This is a genomic window from Streptomyces sp. NPDC050658, from assembly GCF_044457025.1.
Lineage (GTDB): Bacteria > Actinomycetota > Actinomycetes > Streptomycetales > Streptomycetaceae > Streptomyces.
The window spans coordinates 1,355,046-1,372,562 of the sequence record NZ_JBITGM010000001.1 but is presented as its reverse complement, the minus strand read 5'-3'; the positions used below and the strand labels follow the sequence as shown (position 1 = coordinate 1,372,562).

The 17,517-nt window shown below is 70.7% G+C and carries 18 protein-coding genes and 1 pseudogene; 17 read left to right on the top strand and 2 right to left on the bottom strand.

Annotated elements, in window-relative coordinates:
• Positions 1 to 23: 23 nt before the first annotated feature.
• From ACIBKX_RS06085 to ACIBKX_RS06065, 5 genes and pseudogenes are all read left to right on the top strand, one after another.
• Positions 24 to 845, top strand: coding sequence for a class E sortase (locus tag ACIBKX_RS06085; protein ID WP_399375650.1), 822 nt, complete (start codon positions 24 to 26; stop codon positions 843 to 845).
• Between the two features lie 195 nt (positions 846 to 1,040).
• A pseudogene (locus tag ACIBKX_RS06080) lies at positions 1,041 to 1,392 on the top strand (transcriptional regulator); the annotation flags it as partial.
• A gap of 43 nt (positions 1,393 to 1,435) precedes the next feature.
• On the top strand, positions 1,436 to 1,756 hold the full coding sequence (locus ACIBKX_RS06075; RefSeq protein WP_363271926.1) for a DUF6412 domain-containing protein: 321 nt from the start codon (positions 1,436 to 1,438) through the stop codon (positions 1,754 to 1,756).
• A 105-nt stretch (positions 1,757 to 1,861) separates the two neighbouring features.
• Positions 1,862 to 2,635 (top strand): YidC/Oxa1 family membrane protein insertase, encoded by a 774-nt coding sequence (locus tag ACIBKX_RS06070; protein ID WP_363272054.1) that lies wholly within the window; start codon positions 1,862 to 1,864, stop codon positions 2,633 to 2,635.
• A gap of 164 nt (positions 2,636 to 2,799) precedes the next feature.
• Complete coding sequence (locus ACIBKX_RS06065) at positions 2,800 to 3,657, top strand: fumarylacetoacetate hydrolase family protein (protein ID WP_363271925.1); 858 nt, start codon at positions 2,800 to 2,802, stop codon at positions 3,655 to 3,657.
• A gap of 102 nt (positions 3,658 to 3,759) precedes the next feature.
• Here ACIBKX_RS06065 and ACIBKX_RS06060 read toward each other — a convergent pair whose 3' ends face one another.
• The gene (locus tag ACIBKX_RS06060) at positions 3,760 to 4,221 is read right to left on the bottom strand and encodes a heme-degrading domain-containing protein (RefSeq protein ID WP_363271924.1); all 462 of its coding nucleotides are present in this window, start codon (positions 4,219 to 4,221) and stop codon (positions 3,760 to 3,762) included.
• Positions 4,218 to 5,327 carry a Gfo/Idh/MocA family oxidoreductase gene (locus ACIBKX_RS06055; protein WP_363271923.1) on the bottom strand — a complete coding sequence of 370 codons (1,110 nt, stop codon included), beginning with the start codon at positions 5,325 to 5,327 and terminating at the stop codon, positions 4,218 to 4,220. Before ACIBKX_RS06055 ends, ACIBKX_RS06060 begins: the two co-directional genes overlap by 4 nt.
• Before the next feature lie 71 nt (positions 5,328 to 5,398).
• Between ACIBKX_RS06055 and ACIBKX_RS06050 the strand changes: the two genes are divergently transcribed.
• From ACIBKX_RS06050 to ACIBKX_RS05995, 12 genes are all read left to right on the top strand, one after another.
• On the top strand, positions 5,399 to 6,514 hold the full coding sequence (locus ACIBKX_RS06050; protein WP_363271922.1) for an ROK family transcriptional regulator: 1,116 nt from the start codon (positions 5,399 to 5,401) through the stop codon (positions 6,512 to 6,514).
• A gap of 209 nt (positions 6,515 to 6,723) precedes the next feature.
• On the top strand, positions 6,724 to 7,512 hold the full coding sequence (locus ACIBKX_RS06045) for a hypothetical protein (RefSeq protein WP_363271921.1): 789 nt from the start codon (positions 6,724 to 6,726) through the stop codon (positions 7,510 to 7,512).
• Positions 7,513 to 7,695: 183 nt separating this feature from the next.
• A complete protein-coding gene (locus tag ACIBKX_RS06040) occupies positions 7,696 to 8,496 on the top strand; it encodes a GntR family transcriptional regulator (RefSeq protein WP_363271920.1) in 801 nt (266 codons plus the stop codon).
• A gap of 139 nt (positions 8,497 to 8,635) precedes the next feature.
• On the top strand, positions 8,636 to 9,760 hold the full coding sequence (locus ACIBKX_RS06035) for a TIGR03364 family FAD-dependent oxidoreductase (RefSeq protein ID WP_363271919.1): 1,125 nt from the start codon (positions 8,636 to 8,638) through the stop codon (positions 9,758 to 9,760).
• A gap of 5 nt (positions 9,761 to 9,765) precedes the next feature.
• The gene (locus ACIBKX_RS06030; RefSeq protein ID WP_399375649.1) at positions 9,766 to 10,467 is read left to right on the top strand and encodes a phosphonatase-like hydrolase; all 702 of its coding nucleotides are present in this window, start codon (positions 9,766 to 9,768) and stop codon (positions 10,465 to 10,467) included.
• Positions 10,464 to 11,540, top strand: a complete 1,077-nt coding sequence (locus ACIBKX_RS06025; RefSeq protein WP_363271917.1) for an ABC transporter ATP-binding protein — start codon at positions 10,464 to 10,466, stop codon at positions 11,538 to 11,540. The genes ACIBKX_RS06030 and ACIBKX_RS06025 overlap by 4 nt, the downstream gene beginning before the upstream one ends.
• Positions 11,533 to 12,402, top strand: coding sequence for a 2-aminoethylphosphonate ABC transporter permease subunit (locus tag ACIBKX_RS06020; protein WP_363271916.1), 870 nt, complete (start codon positions 11,533 to 11,535; stop codon positions 12,400 to 12,402). The genes ACIBKX_RS06025 and ACIBKX_RS06020 overlap by 8 nt, the downstream gene beginning before the upstream one ends.
• Entirely contained in the window at positions 12,389 to 13,216 is an 828-nt protein-coding gene (locus ACIBKX_RS06015; RefSeq protein ID WP_363271915.1) for an ABC transporter permease subunit, read from the top strand. The genes ACIBKX_RS06020 and ACIBKX_RS06015 overlap by 14 nt, the downstream gene beginning before the upstream one ends.
• Positions 13,217 to 13,275: 59 nt before the next feature.
• A complete protein-coding gene (locus ACIBKX_RS06010) occupies positions 13,276 to 14,346 on the top strand; it encodes a 2-aminoethylphosphonate ABC transporter substrate-binding protein (RefSeq protein WP_363271914.1) in 1,071 nt (356 codons plus the stop codon).
• A gap of 124 nt (positions 14,347 to 14,470) precedes the next feature.
• A complete protein-coding gene (locus ACIBKX_RS06005; protein ID WP_363271913.1) occupies positions 14,471 to 16,024 on the top strand; it encodes an alkaline phosphatase family protein in 1,554 nt (517 codons plus the stop codon).
• Positions 16,025 to 16,095: 71 nt separating this feature from the next.
• Entirely contained in the window at positions 16,096 to 16,875 is a 780-nt protein-coding gene (locus ACIBKX_RS06000) for an HAD-IIA family hydrolase (protein WP_363271912.1), read from the top strand.
• A 103-nt stretch (positions 16,876 to 16,978) separates the two neighbouring features.
• On the top strand, positions 16,979 to 17,515 hold the full coding sequence (locus tag ACIBKX_RS05995) for a hypothetical protein (protein WP_363271911.1): 537 nt from the start codon (positions 16,979 to 16,981) through the stop codon (positions 17,513 to 17,515).
• The last annotated feature ends 2 nt before the right edge of the window (positions 17,516 to 17,517 follow it).

The window sequence follows — 17,517 nt, the reverse complement described above, 5'->3', positions numbered from 1 at the left end:
GGGCGGCCTGAGAGGAGGTGCTCGTGCGCGAGCGGGTTCCTGTTGTCGTGCAGGGGAGGAAGGGGAACAGGCGGGGGCGGCGGGGCTTGCTGCGGTGGCTCTGGAGCGGTGCCGAAATTGCCGTGACCCTCGGGCTCGTACTCCTCCTCCTCGTCGCCCATCAGCTCTGGTGGACCAACCGGCAGGCCCGCGAAGGCGCCGAGCGCAAGGTCCACGCCCTTGAGGAGGAGTGGGAGGAGGAGGGGGGTGGCTCTCGAGGATCTGGCGACTCCAGTGGTTCTCCCGACTCGGGCACACAGCAGCCCGATCCCTCCGCGCCCGCCGAGGACTCCGACGACTCGTCCCCCCGACGCCGGCCCCAGGCAGATGAAGCCCCAGCCCCCGCCCCCCGCTGGGACCAGGCCTACGCCGTCCTCCGCATCCCCCGCATCGGCATCCGCGTCCCCGTCGCCGAAGGCGTCAGCAAGAGCGGGGTGCTCAACAAGGGGTATGTCGGGCACTACCCCCGCACCGCCCAGCCCGGCCGCAGCGGCAACTTCGCGCTCGCCGGGCATCGCAATACCCACGGTGAGCCGTTCCGGCGGATCGATCGGCTGAGGAGCGGCGACGAGGTGGTCGTCGAGACACGGGACGCCGTTTATACGTACGTCGTCGGCAAGACGCTTCCCCAGACCTCCGCCCGGGACGGTGGGGTCATCGCGCCTGTCCCGCGCAGCAGCGTCAAGGCCGGCCACGGCTACAGCTCGCCCGGTTACTACATCACCCTCACCACCTGCACCCCGGAGTACACCTCCAAGTACCGGCTCATCGTGTGGGGGACGCTGCAGTCCATGCGGCCCCGCTAGCCACCGTCAGCCACTCTTCCGCAGCAGCAGTACGCTCGCCGCCCCCAGCACACCGAGGCCCGCCGACACCACCACCGCCACCTGTGCGCCCCCGAACCCATCGCCGCCCGCTCGGCTGGGACCGACGAGACCGCCAGTGCGGGCAGCGCCGCGTTCAGGAAGCCGCTGCCCGCGCCGGAGACGAGGAGACCGGGCCGCTACAACGACGTCCTCGCCCACCTCGGCCCCCCGCGCCTTCCTCGCCCACCTCGCCCCCCCCGCGCCGTCCTCGCCGCCCGCCTCCAGACGCTCACCGCCGCCGGGGGCCTGCAGCTGGGGCAGGGAGAACTTCTCGGAGTCGAAGCCGTGCCGGTACTTCCGGCACGCGCGGTGCGGCACCGAACTCGGGGCCGTCAGCGACTGCCCCGCCTGCGGCATCCTCGTACCCGTCGAGGACGTCGAGATGGTGCCGGGTCCCGGACTCGATCCGGACCCCGCCGATCCGGTCAGCCGGGCGCTGCTCGCGCCCCGGAGGCTCCTTACGCCCGTCGTGACTGATCCTGTATAACGGCAGTACATGCCATTGGTGCGCAGTTGGGGAGGAGGGGACCGTGCAGGACGCATTCCGTAGCTGGAAGGCCGCCCTCCGCCCGACCGGGCTTCTTCTCTTCCTCCTCGTCGAGGTCGTTCTCCTCGACGCGAGCAGCCTCACCGCCGCCGTCGCGCTCGCCGCGACCGCCGCCGCGGGCTCCGCGCTCGCCCTCTGCTCGCTGATCGCCGCGCGCTGCGCGCCCGCCGTGCCGCGCACGCGGGTGCGCACGGCCATCCGCGACCGCGAGAAGCGCACGGCCTTTCTGCCGCAGCGCGACCCCGACGCCCGTGGGCGCAGGCGCCCCCGAGCACCGGGCCGTCTCGTCCTGACGGCCGCGTAGGGGAACCACTCAAGAAGCGGAAACCCCCGCTGTCCGTCACGCCGAACACGCACATCTCACCTCGGCACGACGAGACCCCCGGAGGGCTTCTCCATGTCCGCAATGCTGTCCGACTTCATGTCCCTGTTCGCCGACCTGGTCGGCTCCCTCGCCGATCTGCTCCAGCCGGTCTTCCAGGCCTCCGCGATGGCCGCCGCCATCGTGCTCTTCACCGCCTGTGTACGACTGCTCGTGCACCCCTTGTCGCGGGCGTCGGCCCGTGGCCAGAAGGCCCGCGCCAAGCTGTCGCCGCAGATCGCCCAGCTGCGCAAGAAGCATGCCAAGAACCCCGAGAAGCTGCAGAAGGCGATCCTCGAACTGCACGCGAAGGAGAAGGTCTCGCCGCTCTCCGGATGCCTGCCCAGCCTCTTCCAGCTGCCGGCGTTCTTCCTGCTCTACCACCTCTTCTCCAGCTCGAGCATCGGCGGAGAGGCCAACGCGCTGCTCGACCACAAGCTCTTCGCGGCGCCGCTCGGCGGGCGCTGGGCGGACGCGCTCTCCGACGGCGGGGTCTTCGGGGCGCAGGGGCTCGTCTATCTCGGGCTCTTCGCGATCGTCGCCGCCGTCGCGACCTTCAATTTCCTGCGTACGAAGAAGCAGATGGCCGCCGCCGCGGACGCGCCCGGCGGTGCCGGTGACCCGGCCCAGCAGATGCCCGGCATGGCGGCGATGACCAAGGTCATGCCGTTCATGTCCTTCATGACGCTGTTCACCGTGGCGTTCGTCCCGCTGGCCGCCGCGCTGTACGTCGTCACCAGCACGACCTGGAGCGCGGTCGAGCGGGCGGTGCTCTACCGGGACATGCCGTACGGGCCGGGCGCGCTGGCCGCGGCGTCCTGACCGGAGCTACCGCCGGGTAACGGTCCGGTCCGTGAACAGGGTCTTGCGGAGTGGACGCCGACCTTGGACGATCGACCAATCCTCCGATGGCCGCAACCCGTCGGAGGCCTGGCCACGCGGCCGGTCGGAGCAGACCGATCGCGCTCGACCAAGGGAGATTGACCATGAAGCTGCTCCGAGTCGGTACGGCGGGGGCCGAGCGCCCGGCGCTGCTCGACGCCGAAGGCACCCTGCGGGACCTGTCAGGCACCGTCACGGACATCGACGGGACGCTGCTCGCCGACCCGGCGGCCCTCGACCGGATCAGGGCCGCCGCCGAATCGGGCGAGCTGCCCGCCCTTGACGCGGCGGGGCTGCGGGTCGGACCGCCGGTGGGCCGGATCGGCAAGGTCGTGTGCATCGGGCTCAACTACCACGACCACGCGGCCGAGACGGGGGCCGCGACGCCCGCCGAACCCGTCGTCTTCTTCAAGGCGGCCGACACGGTCGTCGGACCCGACGACACCGTCCTGGTGCCGCGCAAGTCGGTCAAGACCGACTGGGAGGTCGAGCTCGCGATCGTCGTCGGGCGCACCGCGCGCTACCTGGAGTCGGACGAGGAGGCGCTCGCACACGTCGCCGGGTACGCGGTGTCGCACGACGTCTCGGAACGCGAGTTCCAGATCGAGCGCGGCGGCACCTGGGACAAGGGCAAGAACTGCGAGACGTTCAACCCGCTGGGCCCCTGGCTCGTGACGGCGGACGAGGTCGCCGACCCGCAGGACCTGTCCCTCAAGCTCTGGGTCAACGGAGAGCTGAAGCAGGACGGCAGCACGTCGCAGCAGATCTTCCCGGTGGCGGAAGTGGTGCGCTACGTAAGCCAGTTCATGACGCTGTACCCGGGCGATGTCATCAACACCGGTACACCGGCGGGTGTCGCCATGGGGCAGCCCGAGCCGAAGCCGTATCTGCGGGCCGGGGACGTCGTGGAACTGGAGATCGAGGGTCTCGGTCGGCAGCGGCAGGAGTTGAAGCAGGCGTAGGGCTTCGGGGGCTGCCACCACGGGCAGCCCCCTTCAGGACCACCGCGGGCAGCCCCCCTTGCAGGACCGCTGCAGGCAGCCCCTTTCAGGACCGCCTCAGGGTTACTTGAACCGCTCCAGCGCCTCCACCACCAGCGCATGGTCCTCCAGCTGCGGCAGCCCGGAGACGACCACCGTGCCGATCACTCCCGCGCCCCGCACCGCGATCGGGAACGCGCCGCCGTGCGCCGCGTAGGTGTCCGGGTCCAGGCGGGACGACTCCTCGAACGTCGTGCCCTTGGCGCGGAAACGCGTGCCGACCAGGAGGGACGAGCAGCCGTAGCGTTCCACCACGCGGCGCTTGCGGGCGATCCAGGCGTCGTTGTCCGGGGTCGAGCCGGGCAGGGCCGCGTGGAAGAGCTGCTGGCCGCCGCGGGTGATGTCGACGGCCACCGGGGCCCGGCGCTCGCGGGCCAGTTCGACCAGAAGGGTGCCGAGTGCCCAGGCGTCCTCGTACGTGAAGTGGGGGAGGGCCAGGCGGAGTTCCTGGGCCTCCAGCTCCTCGACCGTGGGGGCCGTCTTCATACGACCACCGTCACGCCGTCGCGCGCCGAGCGGCGGGCCGCCTCCAGGACGTCGAGCGCGGCCGCGGCCTCGTAGGCGGAGACCGGGTTGGTGCCGGTGCCGCGGAGTGCGGCGGCGACGGCCGCGTAGTACGCCGGGTAGTCGCCCGGCAGCGTCTCGACCGGGTTGCCGCCGCCGGTCAGCGGGGACTCGCCGGAGCCGACGCGGCCCCACATCGACTCGGGCTCGACGCCCCAGTCGCCCTCGCCCGTGGGGCGCTCGCCCTCGCGCAGGGCCGCCTCCTGCGGGTCGAGGCCGTACTTCACATAGCCGGCCGCGGAGCCCAGGACACGGAAGCGCGGTCCGAGTTGGGCGGTGGTGGCGCTGACGTACAGATGCGAGCGGACGCCGCTGGCGTGCGTGATGGCGATGAACGTGTCGTCGTCCGCCTCCGCGCCGGGGCGGCGCACGTCCGACTCGGCGTACACGGACATCGCCGGGCCGAAGAGGACCAGCGCCTGGTCGACGACGTGGCTCCCGAGGTCGTAGAGGAGACCTCCGATCTCTTCCGGGTCTCCGGACTCGCGCCAGCCGCCCTTGGGCTGTGGACGCCAGCGCTCGAAGCGGGACTCGAAGCGCCATACGTCCCCCAGCTCGCCGTCGGCGACGAGCTTCTGGAGCGTACGGAAGTCGTTGTCCCAGCGGCGGTTCTGGAAGACGGAGAGGAGCAGTCCGCGGTCGTCCGCGAGCGCGGCGAGCTCGCGCGCCTCGGCGGCGGTGCCCGCGATCGGCTTGTCCACGACGACCGGGAGACCCGCCTTGACGGCGGCGGTGGCGAGCGCGACATGCGTCTTGTTCGGCGACGCGATCACGACCAGGTCCAGCTCGTCCGCCCGGTCCCAGAGCTCGTCCGCCGAGGCGGCGACGCGCAGCCCGTCGCCGAACGCGGCCCGGGCCTGCGCCTGGCGCTCGGGGTTCGACGTGACGACCGTGTCGAGGGCGAGGCCCTCGGTGGCGGCGATCAGCGGGGCGTGGAAGACGGAGCCCGCGAGGCCGTAGCCGATGAGGGCCACGCGGAGAGGGGCGGAGCCGGACGGGGCGGGGGAGCCCGAGCCTGTACCAGTCATGCGTTCCACAGTCATGCGTTCCACTTAAGCAACGCTGTTGCTAAAGCGCAAGCGCGGGCGACAATGGGGGTGTGAACAGGACTGATACGAAGGTCGGCGGGGGCAGGCCAGGCGCCGGCGTGAATCTGCTCGCGCTGCGCGGGCACAACGCCGCGCTCGTCCTCGACCTGCTGCGCACGGCGGACGAGGACGGCATAAGCCGCCTGGAGCTCGCCGAGCGCACCGGCCTCACCCCGCAGGCCGTCAGCAAGATCACCGCACGGTTGCGTACGGAGGGACTGGCGACGGAGGCGGGACGCCGGGCGTCCACCGGGGGCAAGCCGCGGACGCTGCTGCGGCTGGTCCCGGAGGCGGGGCACGCGGTGGGCCTGCACCTGGACCGCGACGAACTGACGGCGGTGCTCGCCGATCTGACGGGGCGGGTGGTGGCGGAGCGCCGGGCCCCGCTGGACTTCGGGGCCGGCGCGGACGCGGTGGTCGACGCGGCGGCGGGGGCGGTGCGGGAGCTGCTGCGTCCGCTGGGGGAGGCGGGGCTGCTGGGTGTCGGGGTCGCGCTGCCGGGGCCGCTCGACCACTCGGACGGGGTGCTGCACCGGGTGACCGGGTTCCCCGCGTGGGACGGGTTCGAGCTGCGCGACGTCCTCGCGGAACGCCTCGGCCTGCCGGTCGTCGTGGACAAGGACACGAATGCGGCGGCGCTGGGCCTCGCGCTCGGCGGGGTCGCCGATTCCTTCGCGTATCTGCACCTCGGCACCGGGCTCGGGGCGGGGCTCGTCCTCGGCGGCGGTCTCTACCGGGGGGCCAGGACGGGCGCGGGCGAGTTCGGCCACCAGGTGATCCAGCTGGACGGTCCGCCATGCGGCTGCGGCGAGCGGGGGTGCGTCGAGGCGCTGTGCCTCGCGGCGGTCGCGCGGGACGATGTCGACTCGGCGGCGCGTGCGCTGGGCGTGGCGGCGGCGAATCTCGTGAGCCTCCTGGACATCGACCTGGTGCTGCTGGGCGGGCGGGCGGTGTTCGCCGCCGAGGAGAGCTTTGTGGGCGGGGTGGGTGCGGTGGTGGGGGCGCGGGTCCGGCGGGGCGGCGGCGAGCGGGAGGTGCCGGTCGCGGTGGCGGCGGGCGGGGAGCGGGCGGTGGCGGAGGGCGCGGCGCAGTTGGTGCTTGCGCCGGTGTTCGGGAGGGCGGGGTAGACGAAGGGGGAGGGGGGCAGGGGGCTGTGCGGTGCGTGATTCCTGGGTCAATCGGACTTGACGGAAAATCCGCCGAATCAGGGGAGCTGCTGCCGCCACTCGGCGCAGGGGGCTGTGGCGGGGCGGGGCCGGGGCGGGCCCGCGTGGCAGGGTTTCGGGCCATGGCCAGTGGCTTCCGCACGCCCGATCCCGGCTCAGCAAAGGCCCCTATGCGACTCCGCCGCTTCCTCGCCTCCGGCGCCACCGCAGCCGCCCTGGTCGTCGCCGGGGCGGTGCCGTCCGCGGTGGGTGCGGTGGCTTCCGGGCAGCCCACCTGCTTCTCCGCGACGCGCGGGGAGTTTCCGATCGGGGCGCGGATCGAGGGGGGTCCTGACACCTACGTATCCGGCGGTGGTTTCCGGAGCTGGACCGTCGAGCTGAAGAACGGTACGCGGGGGAGGTGCGGGGAGATCCATCCCGTGGTCGTCCTCGTCGACCGGGAGCGGGAGTTGCGGCCGGGGCAGATTCGGCTGGAGTTCCACGACGGGGAGCGGTGGCGGCCGGTGCGGTTCGAACGTACCGACCGGGACGAGAACGTGGGTGTCTTCGGGGAGGGCGGCGCTGAGGGCTCTGACGGCTCTGACGGCTTCGGCGGTTTCACGGTGGGGGCGGGCCGGACTCGCGCGGTGAAGGTGCGGATGGCGTTCACGTCCGATGCGAGGTCCGAGCGGGCGGTGGTGTCGGCGGCCGTGGTGCAGCGGAGGGCTGATGACGGGGAGTGGGTGGGGGAGTCGGGGGAGTACGCGTTCGCGATCGGGGCCGGTGAGGACGGGGATGCGGGGCGGGTCGGGGGCGAGGAGAGGGAGGGCGGTAGGTCCGAGGATCCGGATGCTTCTTCGTACGCCGATGAACTTGCCGCTACGGGGCCGGGGTTGTTGCTGGGCGTGGGGGCCGGGGCGGTCGGGCTGTTCGTCGGTGGGTGGGGGCTGATGGTGGTGACCCGGCGGCTGCGGGGCTGAGACTCTGCTGGACCCCGGACCTTGTTGCGCAGCCGGCCCGGCACTGGGGCTGTGCCCACCCGTTCCGCCCCGCGGAACGCCTGCCCACAGCCAAAGGGAGGCAACGGGTGGGGCGCGGAGGGAGAGGGCGTCGCACACCCCGCGTTCACCCCCACGTTCACCAACGTCTGCGAACATCCCCCTGTGAACAACCCGAAACCGCCGCGCTCCTCGAATCCGCCCGCTCATCTCCTCGCGCAGGCGCCCGGAGCGCCCATCCGTTCGGGGATTCCCGAGCACGGGCGGATCCCGAAGTACTACGCCGTCAAGGCCGAAATCGCCGTACTGATAGAGGAGTTGGGGGACGGGCAGACGCTGCCCACCGAGCGGGATCTCGCCGTGCGGTACGAAGTCGCGCGGGAGACCGTACGGCAGGCGCTGCGGGAGCTGCTGCTCGAAGGGCGGCTGCGCAGGCAGGGGCGCGGCACGGTCGTCGCCGGGCCCAAGCTGGAGCAGCCGCTGTCCCTGGCGAGCTACACCGAAGGGGTCCGCAGGCAAGGACGTACCCCCGGGCGAAATCTCATCTCGCTCGACCGATTCCCCGCCCCAGAAGCCCTCGCCGCCGAGATCGGCGTCGAGCGGGGCGAGCCCGTCTGGCACATGGAGCGCGTACTGCTCGCCGACGACGAGCGGGTGGGGCTGGAGAGTACCTATGTGGCAGTGGACCGCGTGCCCGGCCTGGACCGCGAGTTCGAGCCCGACTCCTCCTTCTACGCCTACCTCCGCGACCGCCTCGGCATCTCCTTCGGCGACGCCGACGAACGCATCGAGACCGTGCTCGCCACACCCCGCGAGGCGCTCCTCATCGGTACGCCGCCCGCCCTGCCCATGCTCCTGATCCACCGCGTCTCGCGCGACACCTCCGGTCACCCGCTGGAGCGCGTACGCACCCTCTACCGCGGTGACCGGTTCTCCTTCACCACGCACCTGGGCAACGGCGGCTAGAAGTACCCACGCGTGCCCTTCGGTCGACCCACGTCGATAACGAGAACGTAACGGGTCTAGGCCAACCTTGGGTGCCCGTTCACCGTCCCGTTGCCATCCGGCCCCATGCGGGACACCCGTCCCCAGGAGCGTTGCCGCCGTGAGAGTCATCGTCGTAGGAGCCGGCGTGGTGGGAACCATGCACGCCTGGCACGCAGTGGAACGCGGCCACGAGGTCGTACAGATCGAGCGCGAGACCGAGGCCCGAGGAGCCTCGCTGCGGAACTTCGGACAGATATGGGTGAGCGGCCGCGCCGGCGGCGAGGAGCTCGACACCGCCCTGCGCGCCCGCGAGCTGTGGGAAGGCATCGGCGAGCGCGTGCCGGGCCTCGGCTTCCGGGCCAACGGCTCCCTCACCCTCGTACGCAACGAGCGCGAGCACGCCGTCGCCGAAGCGGCCCTCGCCCGGCCCGACGCGGCCGCGCGCGGCTACAAGCTGCTGACCGCGGGGGAGGCCCGCGCGGTCAACCCCGCCCTGCGGGGCGAGTTCCGCGCCGCGCTGTGGTGCGAGCGGGACGCGGCGGTGGAGCCGCGCACCGCCCAACTCCGCCTCCGGGAGGCCCTCTTGGCCTCGCCGAACTACACCTTCCTGCCGGGCCGCGAGGTCCGCGAGGTCGTCGGTGAGAGTGCGGTGCGGGACGACCACGGCGATGTGCACACCGGTGACGTCGTCGTGCTCGCCACCGGCGCCTGGCTCGGCGGGCTCGTGCGCGAGCTGGCCGGACCCGAGCTGCCCGTGCGGCGCGTACGGCTGCAGATGATGCAGACGGAGCCCCTCGGCGAGACGCTCACCACGTCCGTCGCCGACGCCGACAGCTTCCGCTACTACCCGGCGTACAAGTCGGACGCCCTCGACGCGCTCAACGCCGGGCAGGCGCAGGCACCGACCGCCGCCGCGCACAAGATGCAGCTCCTGATGGTGCAGCGCGAGGACGGCGGACTGACCATCGGCGACACCCACGAGTACGAGCACCCCTTCGCCTTCGACACCCTCGAAGACCCCTACGACCACCTCACCGAGGTCGTCGAGGGCTTCCTGGGCCGCCCGCTGCCGAAGATCAGGCGGCGCTGGGCCGGGGTGTACGCGCAGTGCGTCGACACGAGCCGTGTCGTGCACCGCCAGCAGGTGCGCGACGGTGTGTGGCTGGTCACCGGGCCCGGCGGGCGCGGCATGACCTGCTCGCCCGCGATCGCCGAGACGACCGCGAACGAACTGGGATGGTGAGGGAGTTGACGTCGACCACGGACCACATCGGTCTCGTCGTACTGGACATGGCGGGGACCACGGTCGCCGACGGCGGCCTGGTGGAGCAGGCCTTCGCCGTCGCCGCACAGCAGCTCGGCGTCGAGCCGGGCTCGGCCGACCACGAGACGAAGCTGGACTATGTGCGCGCCACGATGGGCGAGTCCAAGATCTCCGTCTTCCGGCATCTGTTCGGCGACGAGACGCTCGCCCAGCAGGCCAACACGGCCTTCGAGAAGGCGTACGGCGAGCTGGTCGACGCCGGCCGCATCGCGCCGATCGCCGGGGCGCGGGAAGCCATCGAGGAGCTCAAGTCCGCAGGGCTGACCGTGGTGTTGACCACCGGCTTCGCGCGGGTCACGCAGGACGCGATCCTCGACGCGCTCGGCTGGCGCGACCTGGTCGAGCTGACCCTGTGCCCCGCCGACGCGGGCGGTCGCGGGCGGCCCTACCCGGACATGGTGCTCAGCGCGTTCCTGCGCACGGGTGCCGTGGACGGGGTCCGGCGGATCGCGGTCGTGGGCGACACGGCGTACGACATGAAGAGCGGGGTGCGGGCCGGGGCCGGGGTGGTCGCCGGTGTGCTCACCGGGGCGCATGACGCCGCCGCGCTGACGGACGCCGGGGCCACTCATGTGCTCGGCTCGGTCGCCGAACTCCCCGCGATACTCAGGGGTGTCGGCGCATGAGTGACAGCACCCCCGGCGCCGTACGCAGCGGGATCCGCTTCGACGGTGTCTCGGTCGCCTACGGCAAGAACGTCGTCCTCGACTCCCTCGACCTGACCGTCGAACCCGGTGAGGTCATGGCGCTGCTCGGCCCCTCCGGCTCGGGAAAGACGACCGCGCTGCGGGCCGTCGCCGGGTTCGTGCGGCCCGCATCCGGGCGGGTGTTCATCGGGGAGCGCGATGTCACCGGTCTGCCGCCGCATCAGCGGGGGATCGGGATGGTCGTCCAGCAGTACGCGCTCTTTCCGCATATGCGGGTCGCGGACAATGTCGCCTTCGGCATGAAGGCGCAGAAGGTGGCCAAGTCCGAGATTCCGGGGCGGGTCGCCGAGGCGCTGGAGATGACGGGGATGGCGGCCTACGCGCAACGCTTTCCACGCGAGTTGTCCGGTGGGCAGCAGCAGCGGGTCGCGATCGCGCGGGCGTTGGCCATTCGGCCGGGGGTGCTGTTGCTGGACGAGCCGCTTTCCGCGCTGGACGCGCAGTTGCGGTCGGGGATGCTGGCGGAACTTGCCCGGCTGCACCGGGAGTTGCCCGACGTCTCCATTCTGTACGTCACCCATGACCAGGTGGAGGCCTTGACCCTGGCGGACCGGATTGCCGTCATGGACCGGGCCCGGTTGCAGGACTGCGGGACGCCGCAGGAGCTTTATCGGGCTCCGCGTACGGAGTTCACGGCGTCCTTTGTGGGCAATGCGAATTTGCTGCCGGTGACCGTGGGCTCGGGCGGTGTCGCTTTTGGCGGGGCCGAGTTGAAGGTCGACACCGGGAGTGCCGCGAAGGGGGCCACCGCCACGCTGTGCGTGCGGCCGCATCTGGTCGGGCTCGGGGAAGGCCCCAACCCTCTGAAGGGGCGGGTCGCCGAGGTCCAGTGGCGTGGGGCCACACATCGGTTGTACGTCGATGTCGCCGGGCAGCGGGTGAAGGCTGACCTTCGGGAGCTGCGGACCCCGCCGGGCATCGGTGACGACGTCACGTTGCATTTCGCGCCCGAGGACGCGGTGCTTCTTTCCGCGGGGGTGACCGATGGCTAGCGCCACGCTGACCGCGCCCGCGCGGAAGGAGAAGCCGCCCCTGAAGACACCGAGGTGGGTGTGGGCCCTGCCTCCCCTCGCCCTGCTCGCCCTCTTCTTTCTCTATCCCCTCGCCCTGGTGGTCCAGCAGTCCGTTCAGCCCGACACCGGTGGGACCTCCCTCCAGCCCTACTCCGACGTCTTCGCCTCCGAGGCGTTTCGGGAGGCGCTCGGCACCACCGTCTGGCTGGCCGTCGGGGCCACCGTCGGGTGTCTCGTGCTGGGGTTCGCGCTCGCGTTGGTCATCGCCTTTGTGCCGTTCCCCGGCGGGAAAGCCGTGTCGAAGTTCATCGACGTCTTTCTCTCCTTCCCGTCCTTCCTCATCACCCTCGCCCTGCTGTTCATCTACGGCACCAGGGGCATGGCGAACGGGATATGGACGGATGCGACCGGGGCGGCCGAGGGGCCCTTCCAGTTCCTCACCACGCCGTGGGGTGTGCTGCTCGCGGAGATCACGTACTTCACGCCCTTCGTGATGCGCCCGCTCCTCGCCGCGTTCTCGCAGATCGACACCGCGCAGCTCGAGGTCGCCTCCAGCCTGGGCGCCAAGCCCGCCCGTATCGTCCGGCGGGTCATCCTGCCCGAGGCGCTGCCCGCCCTCGCGGCCGGCGGCAGCCTCGTACTCGTCATGTGCCTGAACGAGTTCGGGATCGTGCTCTTCACGGGCGCGAAGGGGGTCACCACCCTTCCGATGCTCGTCTACGGCAAGGCCATTCTCGAATCCGACTATCCGGCGGCCTGTGTCGTCGCCGTGGTCAACATCGCGATCTCCGTGGGTCTCTACGGCCTCTACCGGGTGGTGAGCCGTCGTGTTGGTGCATAGCCGCAAGGGGAAGTGGGCCACCTGGGTTCTCTTCTTCGTCCTCTTCCTGCCGCTGTTCGCGCTGCCGCTCCTCGTCATCCTCGCGGCGTCGTTCTCGTCCCACTGGTCGGGGGCCTTTCCGTCCGGATTCACCGCCGAGCACTATGAGTCGGCCACCCGCGGGGAATCGCTCCAGGCCCTCACCACCAGCCTGCTCACTGCGGTCGGCGCCAGTCTGCTCGCGCTGACCGTCGGGTCCTGGGCGGCGCTCGCCGCGGCCTCGCTGAAGAAGGGCGGAGGGGGCACCCCCAGGCTGTCCAGGCTCTGGGGGAGGGTGCTCGACACGCTCTTCGTGCTGCCCGTCGCCGTGCCGTCCGTCGTGATCGGGCTCGCGATCCTCGTCGCGTTCTCCAAGCCGCCGATGATCCTCAACGGCACGCGCTGGATCGTGATCCTCGCGCACACGATTCTTGTCACCGCGTTTGCCTACCAGTCGGTTTCGGCTGCCATCGTGCGTCTCGACCCGGCGTACGAACAGGCCGCGGCATCGCTCGGTGCCCGGCCCTCGTACGTCCTGTGGAAGGTGAAGCTGCCCCTCCTGCTGCCGTCCCTGAACGCGGCCGCCGGTCTCTGCTTCGCGCTCTCCATGGGCGAGTTGAGCGCCACGATGATGCTCTACCCGCCGGACTGGATGCCGCTTCCCGTGCAGATCTACGCGGCCACCGACCGCGGCTCCCTCTTCACCGGTGCCGCCCTCGCGGTGGTCCTGATGGCGGCGACGCTGCTCGTCCTCTTCGCCGTCTCGCGCGTCCGTACACGGGCCTCCTACCGATGAACATCCGCACTCGCTGAACTGCCCGTCCCCGCAAGGTTCTTCAAGGAGTACGAAACGTCATGTCACGCCTCACCCGAAACCGCACGCTCGCCGCCCTCTCCGGCAGCCTCGTCCTCGCCGGTTCGCTCACCGCGTGCGGCGGCGAATCCAACGCCTCCGACGCCAAGGAGGTCACCGTCTACAGCGCCGACGGCCTCAAGGGCGAGAACGGCGACGGCTGGTACGACAAGGTCTTCAAGGACTTCGAGAAGAAGACCGGCATCAAGGTGAACTACGTCGAGGGCGGCTCCGGCGAGATGGTGCAGCGCGCCGTCCGCGAGAAGTCCAACACCCAGGCCGACGTCATCATCACGCTCCCGCCGTTCATCCAGCAGGCCGACGAGAAGGGGCTGTTGCAGGCGTACAAGCCCAAGGGATCGGAGGAGGTCGACGGTGCCGACAAGGCGCCCGACGGCAAGTGGACCTCCGTCGTGAACAACTACTTCGGCTTCATCTACAACAAGAAGGAGCTGACCGGCGCCAAGGCCCCCAAGACCTGGGAGGACCTCACCGACTCCTCGTACAAGGACAAGGTCCAGTACTCCACGCCCGGCGTCGCAGGTGACGGAACCGCCGTACTCATCAAGGCGATGCACGACTTCGGCGGCAAGAAGCCCGCCATGGAGTACCTGAAGAAGCTGCAGACCAACAACGTCGGTCCCTCCGCCTCCACCGGCAAGCTCGCGCCGAAGGTCGACAAGGGCGAGCTGCTCGCCGCCAACGGTGACGTGCAGATGAACTACGCGCAGTCCAAGGACATGCCGAACCTGGGCATCTGGTTCCCCGCCAAGGAAGGCGGCAAGCCGACCACCTTCGCGCTGCCCTACGCGGCCGGTCTCGTCAGCAAGGCCCCGCACAACGCCAACGCGAAGAAGTTCCTCGACTATCTGCTCAGCCAGGAGGCGCAGCAGCAGGTCAGCGAGATCGGCGGCGGCTTCGCTGCGCGCAAGGACATCAAGGCGACCGACGCCAACGCGGTCGCGCTCGACAAGATCGTCGAAGGCGTCGAGGTCTTCGAGCCGGACTGGGCCGATATCTCCGAGAACCTCCAGACGTACGTCGAGGACTGGAAGTCGGCCACGGGAAGCTGAGCGTTCACCCTTCGGTCCAAGAGTTCATCGCGAGAGTCCTGGTGCCCGTCCCGTCACGTGCGCCAAGATAGCGAAAAGATAACAGGTCTGGTCCCAACGCCCCTGGATTTCCGGGGGCGTTGGCATGCGCTGCCCCCAACGCACCCTCTCCGTACGCCCTTTGGAGGAACACGTGTCGTCGCACGGCATGTCCCGTCGCTCGCTCCTCGTCTCCGCCGCGGCCCTCGCGGTCTCCGCCCCGCTCGTCGGCGCCACGTCGGCCGCCGCCAAGGGGCGGGCCAAGGCCCCCAAGGTCCTGGTCATAGGCCTCGACGGCGCCCTGCTCGAAAGAATCAAGGCTGCCGACGCGCCCGCGCTCAAAACGCTGATGTCCGCCGGTCTCACCGCGCCGAGCGCCATCTACGCCAACCCGCTCGCGCCCACCTCGTCGGGCCCCGGCTGGTCGACGCTGATCACCGGCGTCTGGCCCGACAAGCACAAGGTCGTGAACAACGAGTTCACCGGCCACCAGCTCGCGAAGTACCCGGACTTCATGACCCGCGTCGAGGCCGCGAAGCCCGCCCTGCGGACGTACGCGGTCTCGTCCTGGGCCCCGATCACCGACATCATCTTCTCCGCGAAGGTCGATACGCGGGTCTCCACCCCGTCCGCCGAGTACGACGCGGGCACCACGAGCCGGGCCGTCGCCGAGGTCAAGGGCGGCAACCCCGACGCCGTCTTCGTGCAGCTCGACAACATCGACCACGCGGGCCACGACAGCGGCGCCGCGAGCCAGGCCTATCTCGACGCGATCCACGGTGCCGACAGCCAGGTCGGCCAGATCGTCGACGCCGTCAAGTCCCGTGCCACGTACGGCGAGGAGGACTGGCTCATCATGGTCACCGCCGACCACGGGCACACCGATCCGGGCGGTCACGGCGGCTCCAGCTGGGCCGAGCGTCAGACCTTCATGATCGCCGCGGGCGGTACGGTCACCGCGGGCTCGGTCCGGCACGACGTACGCATGCCGGACATCGCCGCCAGCGCCCTCGCCCATCTGGGCGTGGCGATCGACCCGGCCTGGGGTCTGGACGGCCGCCCGATCCAGCAGCCGACGCCGGACGACTTCGACGCCCTGCGGGCCAAGCTGACGGGCCCGGTCGACGAGACGGGCATCGGCTCGGACGTCGTCGGGTTCACGCACACGCCGCCGAGCGGCTGGTCCGTCGACAACACCGCGATGGGCACCGGCGGCATCACCGAGTGGCGCGGCTGGACCTTCACGACGGATGAGTTCTGGACCAAGACCGAGCGCGACCAGCAGCGCGAGAACAACATCCGGGCCCGAGGCGTCTTCGCGGTCGCCGACGGTGACGAGTGGAGCGACAAGACCTTCTCCGGCACCTTCGACTCGACGCTCGTCAGCCCCGCGTACGCCGTGACCGGCGGCCGTACCGCCACCCTCACGTACACGACGTACTACCGCCAGGAGGCCCCGCAGAAGGGCGAGGTCCTCGTCTCGTACGACGGCGGCGCCCCGGTCGCGGTGAAGACGTACACGGCGGACACGCCCTCGGTCGTGGAGAACATCGCGCTCAAGGTGCCGGCGGGCGCCAGGAAGGCCCAGGTGCGGTTCCGCTACACCGGCGGCAACAACTGGTACTGGGTGATCGACGGGGTCAAGATCGCGGCTTCCTGATTATGGTGGGGGCGTCGGCACAGCGCTGTCCCGGCGCCCCAGCCAACCCGTACACCGCAGGAGTGCACCCCATGGCAGAGCGCAAGCCCATCGAATCGTGGCTCACCGACATGGACGGCGTGCTCATCCACGAAGGTGTGCCGATCCCCGGCGCCGCCGAGTTCATCAAGAAGCTCCGGGACTCGGGCAAGCCCTTCCTGGTCCTGACGAACAACTCGATCTACACCGCCCGCGACCTCCAGGCCCGGCTGACCCGCATGGGCCTCGAAGTGCCGGTCGAGAACATCTGGACCTCCGCGCTGGCCACCGCCAAGTTCCTCGACGACCAGCGCCCCGGCGGCACGGCCTACGTCATCGGCGAGGCGGGGCTCACCACCGCCCTGCACGACATCGGGTACGTCCTGACCGACCACGACCCGGACTACGTGGTGCTCGGCGAGACCCGTACGTACTCCTTCGAGGCCATGACCAAGGCCGTACGGCTCATCAACGGCGGGGCCCGCTTCATCTGCACCAACCCGGACGAGACCGGGCCGTCGACCGAGGGGCCGCTGCCCGCGACCGGTGCCGTCGCGGCGCTGATCACCAAGGCCACGGGGAAGACGCCCTACTTCGCGGGAAAGCCGAATCCGCTGATGATGCGGACCGGGCTGAACGCGATCGGGGCGCATTCGGAGACGAGCGCGATGATCGGTGACCGTATGGACACGGATGTCCTCGCCGGCCTTGAGGCGGGGATGGAGACGTTTCTGGTGCTGACGGGGCTCACCGGGCGGGGGGACATCGACCGGTATCCCTTCCGGCCGTCCAATGTCGTGGACTCCATCGCCGATCTCGTGGATCGGGTCTAGGCCGCCGTTTCGCGGCGGATTCTTCCCGCGCACCCACCCGTTTACCCCGCATCGAGATGCGGAGGCGGCCCATCCGCGTGAACCTCGTTAGAGGAGGTTCACGATGCGTATCGGTTCACTCACTTTGCGTGGTATAGCCGCGGCGGCCGCACTCGGCGTGCTTCCCGTCGCCGCGGTGCCCGCGTACGCCCATGACCAGGGCAAGGTGCACGCCACCGTCACCCCGTCCAGCGCCCCGCCCGGCAGCCGGGTGGAAGTGAGCGTCACCGGCTGTGAGGGGACCACCGGAAGTGCCGGGTCCGGGGCCTTCACCGACGACGCGAAGCTCACCGGGCGCGACGGCGACAAGTACAGCCTCAACGGCTCGGCCATGATCAAGCAGGGCGTCAGCGGTACGTACGACATCACCGTCACCTGCGACGGCCACCCCCACCAGGGCGTCGGCACCGTCCGGGTCATCAGCCACAACCCCGAGCCGGTCTCGCCGGTCCGCGCGGGCGGCGGCGGCACCGCACAGCTCGCCGGCACCGCCGAGGAGGCGGGACCCGGCACCCGGCACGCGGTGATCGGCCTGGTCCTCGCGGGCGTCGCGGCCGTCGCCGTGGCGTTCCGCAGCGTCCGCCGGCGCCGCTCCGAGTGACG

Excerpts from the sequence above, each read along its gene's own strand:
- ACIBKX_RS06065 (WP_363271925.1), top strand. The coding sequence starts at position 2,800 with ATGAAGCTGCTCCGAGTCGGTACGGCGGGGGCCGAGCGCCCGGCGCTG.
- ACIBKX_RS06060 (WP_363271924.1), bottom strand. The coding sequence starts at position 4,221 with ATGAAGACGGCCCCCACGGTCGAGGAGCTGGAGGCCCAGGAACTCCGC.
- ACIBKX_RS06055 (WP_363271923.1), bottom strand. The coding sequence starts at position 5,327 with ATGACTGGTACAGGCTCGGGCTCCCCCGCCCCGTCCGGCTCCGCCCCT.
- ACIBKX_RS06045 (WP_363271921.1), top strand. The coding sequence starts at position 6,724 with ATGCGACTCCGCCGCTTCCTCGCCTCCGGCGCCACCGCAGCCGCCCTG.
- ACIBKX_RS06025 (WP_363271917.1), top strand. The coding sequence starts at position 10,464 with ATGAGTGACAGCACCCCCGGCGCCGTACGCAGCGGGATCCGCTTCGAC.
- ACIBKX_RS06020 (WP_363271916.1), top strand. The coding sequence starts at position 11,533 with ATGGCTAGCGCCACGCTGACCGCGCCCGCGCGGAAGGAGAAGCCGCCC.
- ACIBKX_RS06010 (WP_363271914.1), top strand. The coding sequence starts at position 13,276 with ATGTCACGCCTCACCCGAAACCGCACGCTCGCCGCCCTCTCCGGCAGC.
- ACIBKX_RS06005 (WP_363271913.1), top strand. The coding sequence starts at position 14,471 with ATGCGCTGCCCCCAACGCACCCTCTCCGTACGCCCTTTGGAGGAACAC.
- ACIBKX_RS06000 (WP_363271912.1), top strand. The coding sequence starts at position 16,096 with ATGGCAGAGCGCAAGCCCATCGAATCGTGGCTCACCGACATGGACGGC.
- ACIBKX_RS05995 (WP_363271911.1), top strand. The coding sequence starts at position 16,979 with ATGCGTATCGGTTCACTCACTTTGCGTGGTATAGCCGCGGCGGCCGCA.